21 protein-coding genes and 1 tRNA gene are annotated in these 21,150 nt (G+C 54.0%); 8 read left to right on the top strand and 14 right to left on the bottom strand.

Annotation, left to right across the window (positions count from 1 at the left end; translation table 11 throughout):
• Positions 1–31: 31 nt before the first annotated feature.
• Positions 32–508, bottom strand: coding sequence for an FxsA family protein (locus tag LRL22_RS09395; protein WP_005340570.1), 477 nt, complete (start codon positions 506–508; stop codon positions 32–34).
• Positions 509–950: 442 nt separating this feature from the next.
• Between LRL22_RS09395 and aspA the strand changes: the two genes are divergently transcribed.
• Both aspA and LRL22_RS09385 read left to right on the top strand, forming a co-directional pair.
• On the top strand, positions 951–2,393 hold the full coding sequence (gene aspA, locus LRL22_RS09390; protein WP_005340569.1) for an aspartate ammonia-lyase: 1,443 nt from the start codon (positions 951–953) through the stop codon (positions 2,391–2,393).
• A 125-nt stretch (positions 2,394–2,518) separates the two neighbouring features.
• A complete protein-coding gene (locus LRL22_RS09385) occupies positions 2,519–3,838 on the top strand; it encodes an anaerobic C4-dicarboxylate transporter (protein ID WP_021229055.1) in 1,320 nt (439 codons plus the stop codon).
• Positions 3,839–4,079: 241 nt separating this feature from the next.
• Here LRL22_RS09385 and tsaD read toward each other — a convergent pair whose 3' ends face one another.
• Positions 4,080–5,093, bottom strand: a complete 1,014-nt coding sequence (gene tsaD, locus LRL22_RS09380) for a tRNA (adenosine(37)-N6)-threonylcarbamoyltransferase complex transferase subunit TsaD (protein WP_194494691.1) — start codon at positions 5,091–5,093, stop codon at positions 4,080–4,082.
• A gap of 179 nt (positions 5,094–5,272) precedes the next feature.
• Between tsaD and rpsU the strand changes: the two genes are divergently transcribed.
• From rpsU to LRL22_RS09355, 5 genes are all read left to right on the top strand, one after another.
• Positions 5,273–5,488, top strand: a complete 216-nt coding sequence (gene rpsU, locus LRL22_RS09375; RefSeq protein WP_005309452.1) for a 30S ribosomal protein S21 — start codon at positions 5,273–5,275, stop codon at positions 5,486–5,488.
• 15 nt (positions 5,489–5,503) lie between these two features.
• Positions 5,504–5,947, top strand: coding sequence for a GatB/YqeY domain-containing protein (locus tag LRL22_RS09370; RefSeq protein ID WP_005349081.1), 444 nt, complete (start codon positions 5,504–5,506; stop codon positions 5,945–5,947).
• Between the two features lie 88 nt (positions 5,948–6,035).
• A complete protein-coding gene (gene dnaG, locus LRL22_RS09365) occupies positions 6,036–7,823 on the top strand; it encodes a DNA primase (protein ID WP_270905252.1) in 1,788 nt (595 codons plus the stop codon).
• Positions 7,824–8,006: 183 nt separating this feature from the next.
• Entirely contained in the window at positions 8,007–9,902 is a 1,896-nt protein-coding gene (rpoD, locus tag LRL22_RS09360; protein ID WP_263718854.1) for an RNA polymerase sigma factor RpoD, read from the top strand.
• A 187-nt stretch (positions 9,903–10,089) separates the two neighbouring features.
• Positions 10,090–10,166: transfer RNA gene (locus LRL22_RS09355), tRNA-Ile, on the top strand.
• A 630-nt stretch (positions 10,167–10,796) separates the two neighbouring features.
• Here the strand turns inward: LRL22_RS09355 and LRL22_RS09350 are convergent.
• From LRL22_RS09350 to LRL22_RS09340, 3 genes are all read right to left on the bottom strand, one after another.
• Positions 10,797–11,153, bottom strand: coding sequence for a hypothetical protein (locus LRL22_RS09350; protein ID WP_270905251.1), 357 nt, complete (start codon positions 11,151–11,153; stop codon positions 10,797–10,799).
• A 51-nt stretch (positions 11,154–11,204) separates the two neighbouring features.
• Positions 11,205–11,393, bottom strand: a complete 189-nt coding sequence (locus LRL22_RS09345; RefSeq protein ID WP_270905250.1) for a DUF2158 domain-containing protein — start codon at positions 11,391–11,393, stop codon at positions 11,205–11,207.
• A gap of 1,089 nt (positions 11,394–12,482) precedes the next feature.
• The gene (locus LRL22_RS09340) at positions 12,483–13,091 is read right to left on the bottom strand and encodes a DUF6338 family protein (protein WP_270905249.1); all 609 of its coding nucleotides are present in this window, start codon (positions 13,089–13,091) and stop codon (positions 12,483–12,485) included.
• Positions 13,092–13,441: 350 nt separating this feature from the next.
• On the opposite strand from LRL22_RS09340, the gene LRL22_RS09335 reads away from it, so the two are divergent.
• Positions 13,442–13,663, top strand: coding sequence for a hypothetical protein (locus LRL22_RS09335; RefSeq protein WP_270905248.1), 222 nt, complete (start codon positions 13,442–13,444; stop codon positions 13,661–13,663).
• Positions 13,664–13,701: 38 nt separating this feature from the next.
• Here the strand turns inward: LRL22_RS09335 and LRL22_RS09330 are convergent, their stop codons facing one another.
• The 9 genes from LRL22_RS09330 to LRL22_RS09290 all read right to left on the bottom strand — a co-directional run bounded on the left by LRL22_RS09330 (position 13,702) and on the right by LRL22_RS09290 (position 21,139).
• Positions 13,702–16,410: a DUF927 domain-containing protein gene (locus LRL22_RS09330; RefSeq protein ID WP_270905247.1), complete on the bottom strand. Its 2,709-nt coding sequence runs from the start codon at positions 16,408–16,410 to the stop codon at positions 13,702–13,704.
• Positions 16,407–16,658 carry a hypothetical protein gene (locus LRL22_RS09325; protein WP_058056781.1) on the bottom strand — a complete coding sequence of 84 codons (252 nt, stop codon included), beginning with the start codon at positions 16,656–16,658 and terminating at the stop codon, positions 16,407–16,409. The genes LRL22_RS09330 and LRL22_RS09325 overlap by 4 nt, the downstream gene beginning before the upstream one ends.
• Positions 16,655–16,822 (bottom strand): host cell division inhibitor Icd-like protein, encoded by a 168-nt coding sequence (locus tag LRL22_RS09320; protein ID WP_230848159.1) that lies wholly within the window; start codon positions 16,820–16,822, stop codon positions 16,655–16,657. The genes LRL22_RS09325 and LRL22_RS09320 overlap by 4 nt, the downstream gene beginning before the upstream one ends.
• A 387-nt stretch (positions 16,823–17,209) precedes the next feature.
• Complete coding sequence (locus LRL22_RS09315; protein WP_270905246.1) at positions 17,210–17,923, bottom strand: hypothetical protein; 714 nt, start codon at positions 17,921–17,923, stop codon at positions 17,210–17,212.
• A gap of 4 nt (positions 17,924–17,927) precedes the next feature.
• Positions 17,928–18,893 (bottom strand): P2 family phage major capsid protein, encoded by a 966-nt coding sequence (locus tag LRL22_RS09310; RefSeq protein ID WP_270905245.1) that lies wholly within the window; start codon positions 18,891–18,893, stop codon positions 17,928–17,930.
• Positions 18,894–18,905: 12 nt separating this feature from the next.
• Positions 18,906–19,535, bottom strand: a complete 630-nt coding sequence (locus LRL22_RS09305) for a GPO family capsid scaffolding protein (RefSeq protein WP_139741615.1) — start codon at positions 19,533–19,535, stop codon at positions 18,906–18,908.
• On the bottom strand, positions 19,532–19,852 hold the full coding sequence (locus tag LRL22_RS20445; protein ID WP_084059540.1) for an ogr/Delta-like zinc finger family protein: 321 nt from the start codon (positions 19,850–19,852) through the stop codon (positions 19,532–19,534). Before LRL22_RS20445 ends, LRL22_RS09305 begins: the two co-directional genes overlap by 4 nt.
• A 16-nt stretch (positions 19,853–19,868) precedes the next feature.
• The gene (locus LRL22_RS09295; RefSeq protein ID WP_139741614.1) at positions 19,869–20,099 is read right to left on the bottom strand and encodes a helix-turn-helix domain-containing protein; all 231 of its coding nucleotides are present in this window, start codon (positions 20,097–20,099) and stop codon (positions 19,869–19,871) included.
• A 98-nt stretch (positions 20,100–20,197) separates the two neighbouring features.
• Positions 20,198–21,139 carry a DUF6387 family protein gene (locus LRL22_RS09290; protein ID WP_270905244.1) on the bottom strand — a complete coding sequence of 314 codons (942 nt, stop codon included), beginning with the start codon at positions 21,137–21,139 and terminating at the stop codon, positions 20,198–20,200.
• Positions 21,140–21,150: the final 11 nt, after the last annotated feature.

The following is a 21,150-nucleotide window of genomic DNA, read 5'->3' as shown; positions in this document are numbered from 1 at the left end:
GGGTTTTCGTTTCGTCGATTACTCTTTACGCTCACTCTTTGCGCTCAAATTCGCCTTCGATGGTTGTGCCGCCCTGCTTGGCGTTCCCCAGATGATCATCGGACGGTGCGTTGCCAAACGGGGATTGAGTACGCTGGAAACCACCCATCTGCATCCGGAACTGGCTGCTGCCGATCAGCTTGTCAGCCAGTTTGTTGCGCAGCCAGGGTTGCAGCAACAGCACACCGAAAATGTCGGTCACGAAACCCGGGATAATCAGCAGCAAGCCGGCCAACGCCAGCATCATGCCCCCCATCACCTCGCGACCCGGCATCTCGCCCATCTGCATCTTTTGCTGGGCGCTGAACAGGGTCTTGATCCCTTCACTGCGCACCAGCGAGGAGCCCAATACAGCAGTCAGAATGAGCAAGCCGACAGTCGGCAGCGCCCCGATTACCGAGCCGACCTCGATCATCACGGTGAGCTCCAGCACAACCAGACCCACCAACAACAAAAACAACTTGCCCATATCCACTCCAGCACCGGTAAATTGAGAACAAGTGGCGCCCATCCAACGATGGCCGGAGGCGATTTTGCCGCCCCGTCATCACCACTTTCTGCCCTGAATAAATGGGGGCAACCCCCCTCTTTTCAAGTTGGTCAACTGACTCCTACGTCATCAGCAATCTAAAAAACCAGCAAAAAGTCACAAAAATTTATAAAAATCATCATGATAAAAACTTCATAACATATGTGTACTTTCCTCAAAGTAATTTGAAAATGTCGCAAATTTAGTGATCCACCTCTAATAACCGATACCTCAATTGGAGTAGTATATTGATTAGTTTTTCGGGAGGTCATTCTCCCAACCGCCCCACTCGATGTGTGGTGCTTCAGGATGAGCTGTGCGCAAGGAACTCGCGACCACTCGGTGAGGATTTTTCCATTTATCTGATTTCTGAGGCATTACAATGAGCGACATCAAGAACGTCCGCATTGAAGAAGACCTGCTGGGCACCAAAGAAGTTTCCAATGATCTCTACTACGGTGTGCATACCCTGCGCGCTGTCGAGAACTTCAAGATCAGCTCTCAGAAGATTTCTGACGTTCCGGAATTCGTCCGCGGTATGGTGCTGACCAAGAAGGCCGCTGCGCTGGCAAACGGTGAACTGGGTACCATCCGTCCTGAAATTGCTGACAAGATCGTAGAAGCCTGCGACCTGATGCTGAACACCGGCAAATGCTTCGACCAGTTCCCGGTCGACGTTTACCAGGGAGGTGCCGGCACCTCCGTCAACATGAACACCAACGAAGTACTGGCCAACATCGCCCTGGAAATCATGGGTCTGGAGAAAGGCCGTTACGACGTCATCAACCCGAACGACCACGTCAACAAGTGCCAGTCCACCAACGATGCCTACCCGACCGGTTTCCGCGTTGCTGTGGTCAACAGCACTGATGTGACTCTGCACGCGCTGGAGCACCTGATCGCGGCATTCGATGCCAAAGCGAAAGAGTTCAAAAACATCCTGAAGATGGGTCGTACCCAACTGCAAGATGCGGTTCCGATGACCCTGGGTCAGGAGTTCCACGCGTTCGCCGTGACACTGCGTGAAGAGATCAAGTCCATCAAGCGTTGCCAGGAGCTGCTGCTGGAAGTGAACCTGGGCGCTACCGCCATCGGTACCGGTCTGAACACTCCGCCCGAGTACTCTGCACTGGCCATCAAGCGTCTGGCCGAGATCACCGGTCGTGCCTATGTGCCGGCAGAAGACCTGATTGAAGCGACCTCCGACTGTGGCGCCTACGTCATGCTGCACGGCGCCATCAAGCGTCTGGCCATGAAGCTGTCCAAGATCTGTAACGACCTGCGTCTGCTCTCCTCCGGCCCGCGCACTGCACTGAAAGAGATCAACCTGCCGGAAATGCAGGCGGGTTCCTCCATCATGCCGGCCAAGGTCAACCCGGTTATCCCGGAAGTGGTCAACCAATCCTGCTTCAAGGTATTCGGTAACGACATCACCATCACCTTCGCCGCCGAAGCCGGTCAGCTGCAGCTGAACGTCATGGAACCGGTGATTGGTCAGGCAATGTTCGAATCCCTGAGCCTGATGGAAAAAGCCTGTATTTCCCTGCGCGAGAAGTGCGTGGAAGGTATCACCGCCAACCCGGAAATCTGCATGAACCACGTGCTGAACTCCATCGGTATCGTGACCTACCTGAACCCCTTCATCGGCCACCACGAAGGGGATATCGTCGGCAAGATCTGTGCCCAGACCGGCAAGAACGTCCGCGAAGTCGTTCTTGAGCGCGGCCTGCTGAGCGCCGAGCAGCTGGACGAAATTCTCTCCATCGAGAACCTGATGAACCCGCAATACAAAGCCAAGCGTTTCACCCGCGAAGCTGCCGTATAAGCGAGTGTGGGCCGGGATCTTCCCGGCCCATAAAGTCAGTTCCCGATTGGTCTTTATCCCCAGCCCGATCGGGAATTGGCTTTTTGCCAAATAAAAACCAAAAACTAAAAAATGGAGTTATCGCTATGATTGGAATCGAGTTACTTGTCGTGCTCGCCGCTATCTATCTGGGGGCCCGGATAGGCAGCATCGGCATCGGCTTTGCCGGTGGTCTGGGGGTACTGGTATTGACGTGGGGTCTGGGCATGCCCATCCCGAGCGATCAACTGGTCAGCTACATCCCTTGGGATGTGATCATGATCATCGCGTCCGTCATCTGCGCCATCGCCTGTATGCAACTGGCTGGCGGGATGGACTATCTGGTCTTCCTGGCAGAAAAAGCGCTGCGCAAGAACCCCAAATACATCACCTTCGCCGCCCCGGTGGTCACCTACCTGATGACCATGCTGGCCGGTACCGGTCATACCGCCTTCTCCACCCTGCCGGTGATCGCTGAAGTGGCCAAAGAGCAAGGGATCCGCCCATCCCGTCCGCTCTCCATCGCGGTTGTCGCCTCCCAGATCGCCATCACAGCTTCCCCGATCTCTGCCGCTGTGGTTGCCTTCTCCGGCATGCTCGAGCCGTTTGGTGTTGACTACCTGACCCTGCTGGCCATCTGCATCCCCTCCACCTTCCTGGCCTGTATCCTGGGCGCCTTCATTGCCAACATGATGGGCAAACCGCTGGAGCAGGACGAAGTCTATCTGGAGCGCAAAGCCAAGGGCCTGATCAAACTGCGTGGTACTACCAAGCTCGAGATCAAACCGTACGCCAAACTGTCGGTCTGGATCTTCATCGCCGCCATCGTTGCTGTCATGGCCTATGCCACTGCCATCTCCGGTAAAGTTGGCCTGATCACCAACCCGCCGATCCCCCGTGACGGTGCCATCATGGGCATCATGCTGGCAGCAGCCACCATCATGACTCTGGTGTGCAAACTGGACGCCACCCAGGTCACCAACATGCCGACCTTCAAGTCCGGTATGTCCGCCTGTATCTGCGTACTGGGTGTGGCCTGGCTGGGTAACGTCTTCGTGAAAGGCAACATGGACACCATCCAGCTGATCGCTGGCGACCTGCTGAACCAGTACTCCTGGCTGCTGGCTGTGGTGCTGTTCTTTGCCGCCATGCTGCTCTACTCACAGGGTGCAACCACCAAGGCCCTGATGCCTGCTGCTCTGGCTCTGGGTGTCAGCCCGCTGACTGCGATTGCCTCCTTCGCAGCCGTGAGCGCCCTGTTCGTACTGCCGACCTACCCGACCCTGCTGGCCGCGGTAGAGATGGACGACACCGGCTCCACCCGTATCGGTAAGGCGGTCTTCAACCACCCCTTCTTCGTACCGGGCACCGCCACCATAGCCATCGCCGTGGCGCTGGGCTTCTTCTTCGGCGGCATCCTGCTGTAATCTATCGCTTGCCGATGACCAAACAAAAATCCCCGCCAGTTGGCGGGGATTTTTTATCTCTTTACTCTGTGCTTGGCTGTCTGCCAGCACGAGAGCTGACCTCTTATCCGGATGGCTCAACCACGGCGACAGCAGACACCACCACGGCGTGCCAGCGGCGCTATAACCACCGCTGCCGGATTGCAGGAGCAGTAGGCCACCATGGTACTCACCACCACGCCAGAAGGCGGGATCCATCGGATCAGACCGGATCCAGGGTATCCAGCGGCCAACGCGGCACGGCTTTGACCGCCAGCGGTTCAAACACACCCGCTTTCAGGCGCTGCATACCGGCGTAAGCGATCATGGCGCCGTTATCGGTGCAATATTCAGTGCGCGGATAGAACACCTCGCCCTTGAGGCTCTCCATCAGCTCGGCCAGCTGGGCACGCAGATGACGGTTGGCACTGACGCCACCGGCGACCACCAGACGCGTGAGACCTGTCTCTTTCAAGGCACGACGGCACTTGATGGCCAAGGTATCGACCACCGCATCTTCAAACGCTCGAGCGATATCGGCGCGGGTCTGCTCATCATCACCATTGGCGGCGATGGTGTTGGCGGTGAAGGTCTTGAGGCCGGAGAAGCTCATGTCGAGCCCGGGACGGTCAGTCATGGGACGGGGGAAATGGAAACGTCCGGTGGTGCCCTTCTCGGCCAGACGGGAGAGCAGCGGGCCACCCGGATAGTCCAGCCCCATCAGCTTGGCGGTCTTGTCGAACGCTTCGCCAGCGGCATCATCGATGGATTCGCCCAACAGCTGATAGCTGCCGATGCCATCAACCCGCACCAGCATGGAGTGACCACCGGAGACCAGCAGCGCCACGAAGGGGCACTCGGGGGCTTTCTCTTCCAGCATGGGGGCCAGCAGGTGGCCTTCCATATGATGGACGGCGATAGCCGGCTTGTTCCACGCCATCGCCAGCGAGCGGCCAATGGTCGCCCCCACCAGAATGGCGCCAACCAGACCCGGACCCGCGGTATACGCGATGCCGTCGATGTCATCTTTGCCCAGTCCCGCCTCTTGCAATGCGGCCTGGATCAACGGGATCGTCTTGCGAACATGATCCCGGCTGGCGAGTTCGGGGACGACGCCACCGTAGTCCGCATGCAGCTTGACCTGGCTGTATAACTGATGGGAAAGGATCCCTTTTTGATCGTCGAAGATCGCGATCCCGGTTTCGTCACAGGATGTCTCTATGCCCAATACACGCATTGCTAAAAAATTTCACTGCTAAAATGAGACGGCTATGGTAACCTTCGCGGGTTTTTTAAACCAGAGCGATCTCTGCGGGTTTACTTTCATTCCCTGTCCAGAGTATAATTTCGCACCATTTTAAGACATGCTGATCGATTGAAGGTCAGCTAACAATTTATCACTGAGGTGAAAGGCACATGCCAGTAATCAAAGTCCGTGAAAATGAGCCGTTTGACGTTGCTCTGCGTCGTTTCAAGCGTTCTTGCGAAAAAGCCGGTATCCTGTCCGAAGTTCGTAGCCGTGAGTTCTACGAGAAGCCGACTACCATTCGTAAGCGCGCCAAAGCGTCTGCTGTCAAGCGTCACGCCAAGAAGCTGTCTCGCGAAAACGCACGTCGTATCCGCCTGTACTAATCGGGAGATATTGCCGTGTCTCTGAAGGATCAACTCAAGGATCAGCAAAAACTCGCCATGCTTGCCAAAGATAAGGCACGTCTGGGAGCGATCCGCTTGTTGATGGCAGAAATCAAGCAACGTGAAGTCGATACCCGTATCGAGCTGAATGATGAGGATATCCTCGCTGTCGTGACCAAAATGGTCAAACAGCGCCGCGATTCCATCAGCCAATTTGAAGCTGCCGGTCGCCAGGATCTCGCCGACAAAGAGTCCGCCGAGATCGTTGTGTTGCAGGAATTCCTGCCGCAACAGCTGACCGCAGATGAAATTGCTGCCCTGATCGAGCAAGCCATCACTGAAAGTGGTGCTGCCGTCATGGCTGATATGGGCAAGGTCATGGCTGTCTTGAAGCCGAAAATTCAGGGGCGTGCCGATGTCGGCGCCGTCAGTGCTCAGGTGAAAACCCGCTTGGCGTAACAGGCAACTCTCTTGTTTGGTCGAAGAAGCCGTGCTTTCCTTGGAATGCGCGGCTTTTTTATTTTCTCCGCAATGAAACAGGACGGTTATGGCAGGCAGGATCCCCCAATCCTTTATCGACGATCTGCTCGTACGCACAGACATAGTCGAGCTGATCGACTCGCGAGTGCGGCTGAAAAAAGCCGGTAAGAATTACCAGGCTTGCTGCCCTTTTCATAACGAAAAAAGCCCCTCTTTTACGGTCAGCCAGGAGAAGCAGTTCTACCACTGTTTCGGTTGTGGCGCCCACGGCAATGCCATCGGCTTTGTCATGGAGTACGACGGTCTCGAATTTCCCGATGCCATCGAAGAGCTCGCCAGCATGCAAGGCATGCAGGTACCTCGCGAGCAGAGCATCGGCGGCTCGGCCAATAGCCAGGCCGCCGTCAGCAAGGATCTGTTCGAGCTGATGAACCAGATCGCCCGCTTCTACGAGAGCAATCTCAAGAGCGCTCCCCATGCGGTGGAGTACCTCAAAGGCCGCGGTCTGACTGGCGAAGTGGTCAAGCGCTTCAACATCGGTTATGCCCCAAGTGACTGGGATCAGGTACGCCGCCGCTTCGGCGCCAGCCGGGATCACGAACAGCTGCTTATCTCGGGCGGCATGCTGATCACCCGTGACAATGGCCCGGGCAGCTATGACCGTTTCCGCGATCGCATCATGTTCCCGATCCGCGACAAGCGTGGCCGGGTCATCGGTTTCGGTGGCCGGGTGCTGGGTGATGGCACCCCCAAATACCTGAACTCGCCGGAGACCCCCATCTTCCATAAAGGGCGGGAGCTGTTCGGTCTCTACGAGGTGAAGCAGGCACACAAGGATCCACGCCGGATCCTGGTGGTGGAAGGCTACATGGATGTGGTGGCACTCGGCCAGTACGACATCGACTATGCGGTGGCGGCGCTGGGTACTGCAACGACCAGCGACCATATCCACACCCTGTTTCGCACCACCGCCGAGGTAGTCTGCTGCTACGACGGTGACAACGCCGGTCGTGAAGCCGCCTGGCGCGCGCTGGATAATGCCCTCCCTCATCTGCAGGATGGCCGCGAGCTGAAGTTCGTGTTCCTGCCCGATGGCGAGGATCCCGACTCGCTGGTACGTCAGATCGGCAAGGAGGGCTTCGAAGCCCTGCTCGATGAAGCCCAACCGTTCGCCGACTTCATGTTTGAGCGTCTCGGGCGGGATGCGGCGCTCTCCGGTGAGGCAGGCAAGTTCGAAGTGGCCAACAAGGCCGCCGAGCTTATTCGTCGCGTACCGGAAGGGTTTACCCGCGAAGGGCTGATCACCCGCCTCTCCAGCATGATGCGCTGGGGTGAGAACAAGCAGCGCATCGCCGAGCTCTTTGCCCGCAACAGTCAGCCCAAGGCCGAGGTCAACAAACCCAAGGCAGCCAAGCTGACGCCACTGCGGCGTGCGCTGGCACTCATGGTGCAATATCCGGCAGTAACGGCTGAGCTTCCCCCCATGCCGGAATTGGCCGGACTACGCGTACAAGGCATCAAGTTCCTGCTGCAACTGCACCAGCAAATCCTGGCACAGCCCGGTATCACAACCGGTATCCTGCTGGAACACTGGCGTGGTACCAAGGAGGGAGAGATCCTTGCTCAGCTGGCCATGCACGACCTGTTCGAGGAGATCAAACTCGATCAGGAGCCGGATATTCTGGGAGAATTGCAGGACACCTTCGTCGGCTTCATCAACCAGTTTCTGAAACAGCGGATCGAAGAATTGCAGGCCAAAGTGGCTCAGGAAGGACTAAGCTCCGAAGAAACCCAAGAGCTGATGATGCTGATAAGAGAGGTGCAAATTGAGAAAAGAAATGAGAGTGGGGCTTGATATTTGAGTGATTAGTCCCAATATGGATAGCGTTGCCCGAATCGACGGGATGAAAAGCAAAATTTTTATAACCGCCTGGCCCCGACAATACTGCGGGCAGGGGTTTCTCATGACCGACGCCGCAACCAGACATAGCATGTCTGGCGGTTTTCTATTAGAATTGGCTATTTGCGCAGCAGCGCACTGTACGCGCAACCTAGCAACACCAACCGGATGAGTTCTATGGAGCAAACCCCGCAGTCTCAGCTTAAACTCCTCGTTGCCAAAGGTAAAGAACAGGGCTACCTGACCTATGCCGAGGTGAACGATCACCTCCCGCAAGACATTGTCGATTCAGACCAGATCGAAGACATCATTCAGATGATCAACGATATGGGCATTCAAGTGGTTGAAAACGCTCCGGATGCCGATGACCTTATCATGGCTGAAGGTGGTACCGCCGATGAGGACGCTGCCGAAGCAGCGGCCCAGGCTCTGGCATCTGTTGAATCTGAGATTGGTCGCACGACCGATCCCGTCCGCATGTACATGCGGGAAATGGGTACCGTCGAACTGCTGACCCGTGAAGGCGAAATCGACATCGCCAAGCGGATCGAAGACGGTATCAACCAGGTACAAAGCTCCGTAGCCGAGTACCCTGAAGCAATTACTTACCTGCTCGAACAGTACGACAAGTACGAAGCCGAGCAGCTCCGTCTCTCTGACATTATCTCTGGCTTTATTGATCCGAACGAAACCGAAGACATGGCACCTACTGCCACGCATATCGGTTCCGAGCTCGGCGAAGACGATCTGGCCGACGAAGATGAAGAGGACGAAGAAGACGAAGACGAAGATGGCGACAGCTCTGACGACGACGGTGACGGTGGTCCGGATCCGGAAGTCGCTCGCGAGAAGTTTGGCGAACTGCGTGCCCAGTATGAAGTGACCCGTCTCTCCATTCAGAAGAATGGTCGCGCGCACGAAGATACCCAGGCCGCCATCGCCCAGCTGGCTGATGTATTCCGTCAATTCCGCCTGATGCCCAAGCAGTTCGATCGCCTGGTCAACAACATGCGTGAAATGATGGAGCGCGTCCGCGTGCAGGAACGCATCATCATGAAGCTCTGCGTTGAGCAGGCCAAGATGCCGAAGAAAACCTTCGTCGCGGCTTTCACCAACAACGAGTGTGAAACTGCCTGGTTCGAATACCAGAAGCAGGCTGGCAAAGCCTGGTCTCCCCGTCTGGTTGAAATGGACGAGGATATTCAGCGCGCCATCGGCAAGCTGCAGCAGATTGAAGAAGAGACCGGTCTGTCGATTGCCCAGATCAAGGATATCAACCGCCGCATGAGCATCGGTGAGGCCAAGGCCCGCCGTGCGAAGAAAGAGATGGTTGAGGCCAACTTGCGTCTGGTTATCTCTATCGCCAAGAAGTACACCAACCGTGGTCTGCAGTTCCTGGATCTGATCCAGGAGGGCAACATCGGTCTGATGAAGGCGGTAGACAAGTTTGAATACCGTCGTGGCTACAAGTTCTCGACCTATGCAACCTGGTGGATCCGTCAGGCCATTACCCGCTCCATCGCGGATCAAGCCCGTACCATCCGTATCCCGGTACACATGATCGAGACCATCAACAAGCTCAACCGTATCTCCCGTCAGATGCTGCAGGAGATGGGTCGCGAACCGAACCCGGAAGAGCTGGCGATGCGCATGGGCATGCCGGAAGACAAGATCCGCAAGGTACTGAAAATCGCCAAAGAGCCTATCTCAATGGAGACGCCCATCGGTGATGATGAAGATTCCCACTTGGGCGACTTTATCGAAGATACTACCCTGGCTCTGCCAGCGGATGCGGCGACCAGCGAAAGCCTGCGCAACGCCACCCGCGAAGTGCTGGCTGGCCTGACCGCCCGTGAAGCCAAGGTACTGCGGATGCGTTTCGGTATCGACATGAACACTGACCACACCCTAGAGGAAGTGGGCAAACAGTTCGACGTTACCCGTGAGCGTATTCGTCAGATCGAAGCCAAGGCACTGCGTAAACTGCGCCACCCGAGCCGCTCGGAAGTGCTGCGCAGCTTCCTGGACGAATAGTCCTGACCCTGTGTCAAACTACTCTGCCAAAGCCCCGCCATGCGGGGCTTTGTTTTGTCTGGCATTTACCCTTGCAACCCTCTTTGCGCCCTCAATCAAGCTGGACAATTAGTCGCCAAGTGGTTGATATGCCTATAGACTGCCCTTTCCTCTTCCCCTATAATCCACGCCGCTAAACGCACAATTTGGCCCCTTAGCTCAGTTGGTCAGAGCAGTCGACTCATAATCGATTGGTCGTGGGTTCAAGTCCCCCAGGGGCCACCAATTCCAGAGGGTTAGCGAGATAGTACTCGCTAACCCTCTTTTCAATAGGATACCTATAGGATATCTCAGCCTGTAGAGTAACCACTCTAAAATCACTCCCCAGCCCCTCAAAAATTTTTTCTCCACCAGGAAGAAAAATTATCAGGCTGCTTCGAAATGTTCTCTTTTGAGAACCATTGCTAAAATTTTTTCTCCTCCCCAGATTTCCCTTTTCTATCTCTATATGTTGAAAAAAACGGGGTTACACGGGTTACGAGGTTACAACTCAGCTCTAGCCCAGTACTGGCGCGGCTTTGCGCTGTAACCCCACTCAGAGCACGAAAAGCGAATAGAGGTTACACGCGCCGAAAGAGGCATGAGGTTACAAGTCTGTAGCCCTTGTCTGGCGCGGGCTACAGCCACTTTTCTTGACGCTGTAACCTGTAACCCCGCGAGGTTACAAATTTCAGCGTCCCACAACTTGCCATGTCACTCCCAGGAGAAACTCGCTGCTCCTCCCCCCAATCGAATAGGCCTCACTGCCAGCTCTTCTATCATCTCTTCATTTAACAGAGCGTTTCATTATGCGCAGTCATGCCTGTAGATAGAACAAAGGGGCCAGAGGCCCCTTGATGCTTATATGGCTCAGTCTTATGCAAGGCCAAGGTCTGTGCGCATGTTTTCAATGAGCTGATTTAAAAGCTCATCTTGCGTTGCAGTACCTGCTTCGGACTTCATCAGCAGCGCTAAACAATCAACGGTTTTGCGACTACCAACCAAGCGAACTCTTGCTTCACACAAGGCCAGATATTTGGCTTTCTGATTTGACCAGCCAGCAACGATGTCAGCATAAGCAACCAAGAAGCCATCAAAAGCGCTTTTTCTCTCGTTCAGGAGGTTGTCTGCGTGCTTGGCGATCCGTTCCAGTCGATGTTTTATCAACATACTAACAACGCCTAAGACCAAACCCGTGACAAAAGTCCAGATCATAGAGATATCGATACCCATAGAGGACCTCGTTCAATACCGATAACTAGATTCATCGACATCAATGATTAGTTACGGAAAAGTCATGCGGACTTCTTCTATCAGCTCATCTAGTTCAAGAGCTGTTACAGGATAACTTTTTTCATGAGGAACGCCTGCATCATCAATCCAACTACATACACGGTACTCAGGGTCAACGATGTTTGTCACGGTCATAGCTGGACCACCACTGTTTAGGTAAACAATAGAACCAATTTGCATCTGTAATTCCTTATTTTTATTGCAGAAAACCATTTTTCCACTGACGGACATGTTGTCATCTGAACCTTAACCAGGACTTAATCACTGATTGATAACTCAAAAGAGATAACCCCCTCCCCTGTGAATGGTATGAGCATGGTTGTCTGGGAATTCCCCCCCCCCCGCATTACTAAACGGGGGCAATACCAACTCGGTAGTGTGGTCATTGTCCTCAGTGAAGTCTGGGGGAGTTTAGCGGCCGTATGCAGCCTTCTGGTGGGTTAGGTGGCAAACTGAAATTTTTCAGATCTTATAAATCTGAGAAATACACATAGGTCATTGTTTTTAAATGAAAAGAGGTGATTCCAGTCGGCAAACTGAAAAATCAGGGTAATGGCGAAACGGCCACGGAAAGTACGGTTTTTATATATAAATCAGATGGTTAAGTTTTACGTCTGGCCTGCTAATGCGGCGCATTTTTGCAAAAAACTGAAATTCCTTTCACTTCGTGCAGTTCCTCCCAAGCCCCCACACCCCAAGAGCGGCGCGGCCTAGAGCTAGGAAACTGCGGTAATCCATTTCTGCAAAAAATTTTCTTAACGCGACCCGCAGGCGGGAGCGGATGAGCGCGGATTTCGTAATGTTAATCTATCCGTGAGTATTTTTTGGCAAAACTATAGATGTGGGTATGCTTTTATACATTAAGTTATCCAATCAACAGCCCCTAAAAGGGGATATACTGCACCTCAATTTGACACTCACTAATTTTCTAAAAAATATTTGTGCAATATAGGTTAGATGTTACAGCAAAAATTCTTATCAAACTAAACTCATTGACTTACTTCACTATAAAGTTTTGTTAGAATTAGATAACCACTAGATTGTTGAAAGAATATAATTTCCCTTAGATATTCCATCGATAAAACTAAAAGCGCCATATTATATATGGCGCTTTTAGTTCAATCCTTGGCTGGCGGTTTTGGATTTGTAGGGCTACCACCAACACCTTTAGGTGGCTGATATCCTCCCGTTGCTGGTCGAGGCGTTCCTACGCCCCTGGGTTGATATCCATCCCCTGTAGGGGTTCCTCTGCCGTTACTTGGTTTTTTTTCAGACATTGTTATCTTCCTCTACTATGTGCTTCAGCTCAATATGGCTTATTTCACCTGACAAAACAATAACACCAGCACTATTCAAAACTGGCCTTACGAAATCATTATCATCATCTAGAATCCATTTTGTCTCTATATATATTTGTTCTTGTGCAGGGGAGCTGGATGCAAATGAACTACCAGAATATATGCCACCAATTACTGTACCGTCTTTTTTGAAGACCCTTATCCAATAAGGAACTCCCTTAGAAAAAACATAATCCCAAGGTTTTTCTACCGGATGGTGAATTGTTTTAATTAAAAATTCTTTTTTCCTCATCCACTGCCATAAAATCACCATTAGGATAGGATTTACCAATAATGTATACGCATAGAATAATGAATAAAGAATCGGACTACTTTTACCTAACTCTATGCTTTCAAAATAGAATATAAACCCACTTAATACCGCGTAATTTAAACAACTATAAGCAACGGAGCTAATTAATGTTAGCGATACATCCTTTTCCTGAGATGGATAGAATAGATTGTATAGCTTTATACATACAAACCCAGGAATAACGAATGCAATAAAAATTATAAGCTTGCTAGATTCCCAAATGTCCATATACAACCTTCATAATTATTTCTATAAAAAATCTCATAGGCACAAACAAAAAGCAAATATTTTTTTGTGATATTCATCCATTTTTTACCCTCATGTTGATGATAAAATCATTACTCATTTTTTATGGGGTTGCTAGCCGTGAAAACTTGTATGATATACGGAGACATGTCTTCAGATCGCTCCAGCGAAAACTATCCGACTGTCATTTTTTGTGATGCATGTGTCGAAGAGATGGGGGCTGGAGAAGAAGATTCAGTCATTGTTTCTGTCGGAAAATATGACCCTTCCCTTGGGAACTCTTGTGAAAACTGTGGCAAGACTAAAAGTGAGGAAGATAAGGAGCGTTAAAGATGTCTGATGAGTATAAGGTTGCCGTAGGTATCCCGAAGCACCATTCTCTAAAATTAAAAGACTCTGAATTTAAAGGCTCACGAAAAGGTCAAGATACCGATGTGTACATCTATGATGAGCTGGACGAAAATGGAGAATTGGTTAGGACATTGAAAATAACAGATTCAATGTCTATTTACCCACCATTTAAAAGAAGCATTACATGGGCCGAGTATAAATAGAAACTATACAGGAGGGGATCCCCCCCCCTGTATTTAAGTTAGCTATCAGATAATACCTTTTGCCCTAAGACATATGCTCTCATTGGATTAGTATGGCCAGGAAATCTCACAACGCATTGCGTCTTACCAACTTGCGATTTAATTATCCATCCGAATGATAATGCTAAACTAGCTGATTTTTTGTAATCCCTTCCCTTATTTATTTCTCTCCACCCTTCAGGTAGTACATAAAATATGACGCCATCATTGCTTCCCATCTTAGGGTTCTTACGATACCCCACCATCTGTGCAGGCCTATGGCTTGGATCATCCCAATCAGCAAACCGACTGTACTGGTAAGCAGTGAAGAACTGGCGGATCTGACGCAGGGTTGCCGCGTCTTCCTGGTTGCCCAGGTGGCCACGGTCGGCCAGCCACGCATCAAGACAAGCTCGTGCTGCGTTGGTGGCCTCTCCAGCTTGCCATCCTGTGATACCCAAGCGGGTGGCCAACTCACCGGCAGCGGCTACCAGGGCAAAGCGGTTAATAGCCCGCCCGACCTGATTACCGGCCCCCTCTGGGGTCATGGCCGTAGCCAATCGGCGGATCTCCCCTTTCATCCAAGCACTGTGCCCGTTCAAGTCATTGGCCAATGCCTCGACATAGGCACGAAAAGCAGTGCCGTGTTGGCTTTGCAGTCGCTCGCGGAGGGTATCAGCGAACTGGCGGCCATCGGCCATGCCGTGCAGATCCTCAAACGCTCCGTGCTTGCCGGTATCACTCGGGATCTGGATAGTGCGGATTTCCATACCAGCAAAGGTGCGCTGGCCCGCTTGCTCGGCGTGGTCTTCCAGGGAAAGCTCACCGGTTGAGAGAAATAGCAGACGCCACTGCTTGCGCTCGCGCAGCTCTCCATCCTGGCGGCTTCGCCCCTTGCCCTGTCCGTTGGCCAGCATATAGGCCACCAGACCAGCCTCTCGCCCATCCACCTCCTTGATTTCATCCAGGCACAGCAAGGCATCATTGCGGCGACTGGCGATCCCTTCTATCGCGTTACCGGTCGCTCGCCAGGTATGGGCGAATGCCTCGGGGCCATATACGCTGGCGGCAGCCATCATGACGGTGGTCTTGCCATCAGTACTCTCGCCTTTCAGGTGGAAACCGCCCCCCTCAACCCCAATCAGCGATAGCAGTGGGGCAGCAAAGGCACACGACATGGCAAAGGCCAACCGACTGTTGCCGACCGCCAGGGCGGCAACCTGGGCTTGCCACTCGGCCAAAGTGCCGGACGTGGTGAAGTCGTTATTCACATAGCCGGTGGTTTGCAGGATCACCTCGTTGGCATCCGGCCCCAAGTTGCCATTTGGCAGCACATAGGCCCGCTTGTGCCATCCAGTGCGCTCGACACAGGTGATCCTGGCTTGCGGTTGGCAGCTCATCAGGTAATCGCGCAGCAGGTTCTTTTTGCTCATGTTGATGTAACTGAGCCCGCTTTCCGCCAGCTGGCCAAATACCTCCTCGCCGCCTTTGTGAACCAACATGCGCATGGGCATCGCCCAACGGCGGGTCTTGCCGTTGGTATCCCGCCACTCCAGCAACCGGCCAAAGCCTTGGCCCTGCTCAGTGTGGGTGATCGCCCTGACATGCAGCGGAGAACTGATAGGCACTGGCACCCGTTCGGCCTCCTCCCCTTTGCCACGCCACTCCATGGCAAAGAGGCGATCTTTCCCCATGCTGTAGTTGTCGGGAAGTTCTGGTGTCTCTGGTGCTTGTTCTGTTGGGGTCTTGGTATCTGCGAAAGAGGTCATGATCGCCTTCTTGGTATCGAGCAGCCCATGGGCCTGGTGGTAATCGTTCCAGTCACCAGCTTCACTAGGAAGGCAGATCAGCCCCCCTATCGCGGTTGCTGCTTCTTGGGCTTTGGCTTGGCCAGGGTTGCCATCAATATGGGCGTCGTTGTCACCGGCAATCAGGATCGGCTCTGCCCCTTCTCGGCGCTTGGCTATCTCCGCCACGGCTAGCAGATTGCTTGCATCCATGGCGCAATAGACAGTTGCCCCTGTCGCCAAATGGACAGAGACACCCGTTGCGTAACCTTCACAGATTGCCACCCGTAGCCCGCCGGTTAACCGGTGAAATGCCCCTGCTTTCTGGCCGCCGGCCAAATAGCGCTTTTCGCCCTGGGGGTCGATGAGCTGGACGTTGACCAGCTCATCATGTTCATCAGTAAGCGGGATAACCAGGGAGCCCTGGGGGAAGTTGTGCCGCGCTTCTCGGATCAGGGTCTGATTGGTATCTGCCAGCCAGTCGGGCAGGTGCTTGAGGGAGAGATAGGGGCTACGGCCCTTAACGCAATCCCCCATGATTGAGGCAGCCCTGGTGCAGGCTTTGCGCTTGGCTTTCTCTTCATCCTGTCTGGCTTTGGCTGCTACCTGCTCGGCGTTCTGTCGGCGGGCGGCGACCTCGTTTGCATCGAGACCGTCTGGGGATAACCCGAGCAAGGTAGCCACCTCTTGGGCGGCCTCCTTGGTGCTCTTGTGGGTGGCCTTGGCCAGAAGGGTTAAGCCATCACCGGCACCGCACTGGGAACAAATCCAGGTGCCCCGCCCCTCCTTGTCATCCAGGCGAAACCGGTCTTTTCCACCGCAGGCAGGGCATGGGCCATGCTGGCCACGCTTGGGGACTGATAGGCCAAGTTCAGCAAGGATAAAGGGCCATTGGCCACGGGCTGCCAGGGAGACATCAGAGACAATTCGAATAGAGGTCATGACTCACCTCCAGGCAGCCGATCATTCAGCTCACTGATCCGGCAAGAGTTGGTGTCTATGTCTTTCGCCAGTGCCTTGAGCAGGCCGGAAATGCCATAGGTAAACTCTTCATGGTCTATGCGGTTCTTACGCTCCCAATCCACGCTGGCGGACAACAAATGGGAAAGGGTATGAAGGGCACACACTGACGTATCCAGTTCAGCAGTGACGCGAGTAAGCTCTTTTGAGGGGTTCTGATGGATGTTCATGCTTGCCCCCTTTTCGCACAGGGAATACGGGCAACAAACACGAGCGGCAAGCCAGGTAGATTGGCGCGCGCTTGGGCTTCGGTATCAGCGACGGCAGAAATGGTGCGTATACGGTGAAGGTCAGAGACCTTGCCATGGGTGGCGATCAGGAAGGTGAAGATCATTTGGGTTATCCCTACGTGAAGTTGACGCAGGGCGGATCGGGTAGCCGCAAGACAGTGCTCACGTAGGCAGGCACAGTGGGGGCGTTTTCTTTGGCTCCCGACCCATGCCCCCAAAACAGGATAGATCTCCGGCAAGAGGCCAGAAATGGGGGAAAGGGATACAAATTTTCCTACGTGAGTCGCCGCTTGCGGGTGTCTAATCCGCCAGCCGTACCAAGGGGTGTCTAGGCCCTTGGTGATTGGAAGGCTATCCGAATTGATCTGTGGATGCAACTCTTGCTGGGGATCAGGGGCTTTGCTATGGTGCATGGGCTTGCTCCTCTGGATTTGGGGGTGGGGTAAGCAAATAGGGAGCCCTGGCAGGCTCCCTTTTGTTTTTCTGGGCGGTTACTCCTCCAACTCCCGTTGCAGGCATTGGCGTTTGCCTGGACTGTCACACAGGGCCAGCAGGTCGGCGCACTGGGGGCGGGTTGAGGTAACGAGCGCCTGACGGGCTGCGGGGCTGTCGCCCTCCAGCGCCACCTGCTCGCCGTTCATTGCCTCCTTGAGGGCCGAACCCAACTCGTTCAGCGCCCAGCGGCGCGCACCTTCCATCCCGATGATGCAACCCTTGGCGCGGGTCAGGGCCGCCAGTTCGGCCAGCTGCTGCTTGAGGTTGGGCAAGATGGCGGGGGCTAACTTGTGGTCGAGATAGCTTTCATAACATCCGGCGACCATGCTCTGGGCGCTGTTCACCGCCAACTGGGTCTGATAGAGCGGTAATGCCAAGCGCTTCTCCTGACACTCCGACAAGCTGGCTGCCGCCTTGGCATCCTCCAGCAGCTCGGTCAGCTCGCGGTACTCCCGCGCCGCTTCCAGTGACACCACCCCGCCCATCAGCTGGTTAATCCGCCCTTGGCGCAGCTCCTCGCGGCGCGCCTTGGCGGGCGGGATTTGCGCCATCAGGTTTTTGCGCTGCTCGCGCAGGGTCACTATCTCTTGGTCGAGTTCCATCAGCTTGCTGTGTTCGCTTTGAAACAAGGCCACATGTTCATCCAGTCGGCTGGCTCGGGTTGCTGCGGGGGCAGTCGGCACGGCTTGCAAGGTGGGGGTCTGTTGCATGGGGTTACTCCTCGGTAGCAAGGGTGATGGCATCAAAAGCGGCGTAGGCGGTTGGCTCGCCCAAAGCGTAGGTCTGGGCGCGGTTGTAGCGAATGCCCCAGCTGGCCAAGTCGTCAATGTCGCCCGCCGTGAGGCGGTGGGTGTGGTTGACGGTGAGCACTTGCAGGTTCTCGACCAGCGTGATGGCCAGATAGGTGCTCGGCATGTGCTGGTGCGAGACAAAGCCCAAGTCCGCAATCTTCATGCGCTGGGTTTTATCCCGCACCTGTCCGGCCTTGAGGTGGGCTTTCTGGTGGGCGCGCAGCAGGTCGCCGCCGACCATCACCACCAAGCGCGGGTCTTGGCGGTATGCCTCGGGCAGCTTCTCAATCAGGGCATAGACCATGCTGTCGAGGTCGGCGAAATCGCCCTTGCCGCTTGTGGAGAAGGTGACTGCATCGCGCAGCACCCGCAGCCCCTCGGGGTCAGCCGCCTTGGCCAAGGCGGGCCAGCCCACCATCACATCCTCCCCGTTGGGGTTGGCGACAGGGTCGGTATTGACGGCGGCAGACTTGCCATGGAAACCGACCCGTATCAGGTCATCACCAAAGGCGGCCAAGGCCAGCTCTTCGAGCAGGTTGTTGGCTTGGCGCTGGTCGAGCCCTTCCAGCATCTGGGCCAGCTGCTGCCATGTCCAGATAACGCTGCTGTCCATCTCTTCGTATTGGTGAGCCCGTTTGCTCGGCTTGGCCGGAATCATGAAACGTGCTTGCGCCTTGCGGCCACTGCGCAGGGTCGGCTTGAGCGGGTCAAAGCGCGGGGCGTGCGGATCATCCACCCCCAAGATAGAGACCATCCACAGGAACGGGACGGCCTGCAAAATGGCCGCAGTCAGGGCCATACTGGTGGCGTTGTCGAGGTTGCCAAAAGTGGGTTGCGGCGCTGGGGCAAAGCTCATGCGCACATCGCGCAGCAGGTCAGATAAAGTCATCAGAAAGGCTCCTTAGTAGAGGCGGTAGGTGTTGGCAGAGTCGGGGTTATCACGGCGGTCAGCAGTGGGCGGGTCTGGCGGACAGGGCATCATGCTGGCGAGCTTTTTGTTGATGCTGTCGATGTCCGACAGCAAGGTTTCCAGCTGCTTGAACATGCGGTCAGGGTCTGGTGTCCGGTTCGCCGGTTTGGCGGGGACGGGTACAGGAAAAGAGGCTGGCACCAAGAGCGGGCGCGCCTCGGGCCGCTTGGCACTAAATTGCAGTTGGGTCAGCCCCGTGATGGTCGGCTGGTCGGTGACAGAGACCCCCGCCAGATACCACTGGCCGGTGCCTGCAAAGTTTTCAGCCGCCTCAATGGTGCAAAAGCCGTGGCTGCCGCTGATGTTGAGGTCAATCAGCTCAAGGGTCGGGCAAAGTATCGCCATCAGCTTGAGCTGGTCGCCCTCTTCCTGCACCTTCAAGGCATCCACAGAGCCAAGCGGGCGAGTGCGCGCCCCCTCCGGCCAGAGCCTCGCGGTATAGAAACCCGGGTCGTATACCTCGGCCATCTGACGCAGGCTCTCGGGGCTGATATTGCGGCCGTCCAGTGTTTGCCCCGCAGTGGCGATGCACACCCAGCCAGTTTTGACTTGGCTACTCATACCACCCTCCGCAGTGTAACCACCGGTTTTTCGCGCTCTTGCGCGGCCAGTATGTCGAGCTGCTGTTGCCGCTCGTTCACGCTCTTGCACAGTGAGCCGTGCGCCTCGGGCGACAGCCCTTGCGCCAGCGTGATGGCCATCGCAGTGGCGTTCTTGGCCGATGGGCTCAAGGTGTGGCTATAGGCCAGGGTGGACACCCAAGAGTGACCACACTCGGCATCGGTACACTGGCAATAAAGATTGGCGACTCCCGCCGTCAGGCGGTTGGTCTTGGTAATGCGGCCCAACTGACCGCACTCGGTACACATCACGCGCATGTGAGTACCTCCAGGGTTATTGGATGGGGTTCGCAGGTTTGCTGGAATGCAGCATCTTGCGGGAGGCGAGGAACGCATCGAGATCGGCGCGTTCGTAGAGGGTACGGTTGCCGAGTTTGTAGTAAGGGATCTCGTACCGGCCATTACTGGCCCAGACCCCAAGGGTTTTCTCGGACAACCCAAGGTAGGCGGCAGCCTCACGGCGGGTGAGGCGTTGCGGAGTGTTCTGGTTTATTACTGATTTCATCTTGGCACCCCCAGTATTGCTTTGACGGTGCTGATTTTCTCTGGGGGGCTTTTAGGATGTAAGGTATAACTGGCAAGCAGTAAACTACCCTTGCGATATTAGAATTTTTTTGTTAACGCATCTTTTATTGTGAGATGCTCTACTCCTGACTTCACCAGAGTTCGTTTCCAAGCGGAAACATGACGCACATCAGAAAACCTCATTGCTTGATGTTTATATGTTTTCCTGAGTGCATCTAATTCAATATCAAGAGATGGATATAGTGCATCCAGAATTACTAAATCACTTATTGCACCATTAAACAATTTATGTGCAATCATGGCGTCCAGCAATGGCAGATATTTGTTGTTGACAGCTTTCCTTAGTGCATTTGAGCTAATACCTTTACAATCTTTTTCCTCATTAACTGACAATTCACTCCGCCATTTTTTAAGCAAGCTGGCCATATCATCAAGGATTTCTTTGTCAGAAAAGCTCTCAATATTAATGTTTACGGCTACCAGCTTTGGCATACTCTCTTTATAACGCTCTGCAAGCAGTGTAGCGAAAGGCATCTTGGGCATCCTGTAGCTGTAGGAGTCGTTACCATTAAAGCCATAACTCTTGGCAACCTCGGCCATCGCGATAATATTCCGAACGTGTATTGGGGTGATACTATTCAGTGATGACAACTCCTCTCCATGGTCATCACTGCTATAAGAAAACTCCCTCTCTACCATTTCCGCCTTAGCTTCAGGTGATAACATAGCGGACACGTCAACAAGTAACTCCTCTGGCTCAGAGATATAAATATCATCAGATAAATAAACCGCTAACCAATTAGGCAAGTAATGGGGCAAACAGGGGGAGCCAATATTAAGCATTTCCATAATATCAGCCCTTATGCGCAACTGTTCTATAAAATCAAAGGCGCTAAGATTACTAACCTTTTCGTACTTCCCTGATGCATAAATTTTTAAAAAATTCCCTTTATGCTCTTTATCATCGCCGTTATTCTCTGCATGGGAAATCAGATCGTCAATATCCACAATCATACTCATGAATTAAATCC

It is taken from the genome of Aeromonas sp. PI_26, assembly GCF_027854445.1.
Taxonomy (GTDB): Bacteria; Pseudomonadota; Gammaproteobacteria; order Enterobacterales; family Aeromonadaceae; genus Aeromonas; species Aeromonas veronii.
This window is presented reverse-complemented; position numbering and strand designations above follow the sequence as displayed.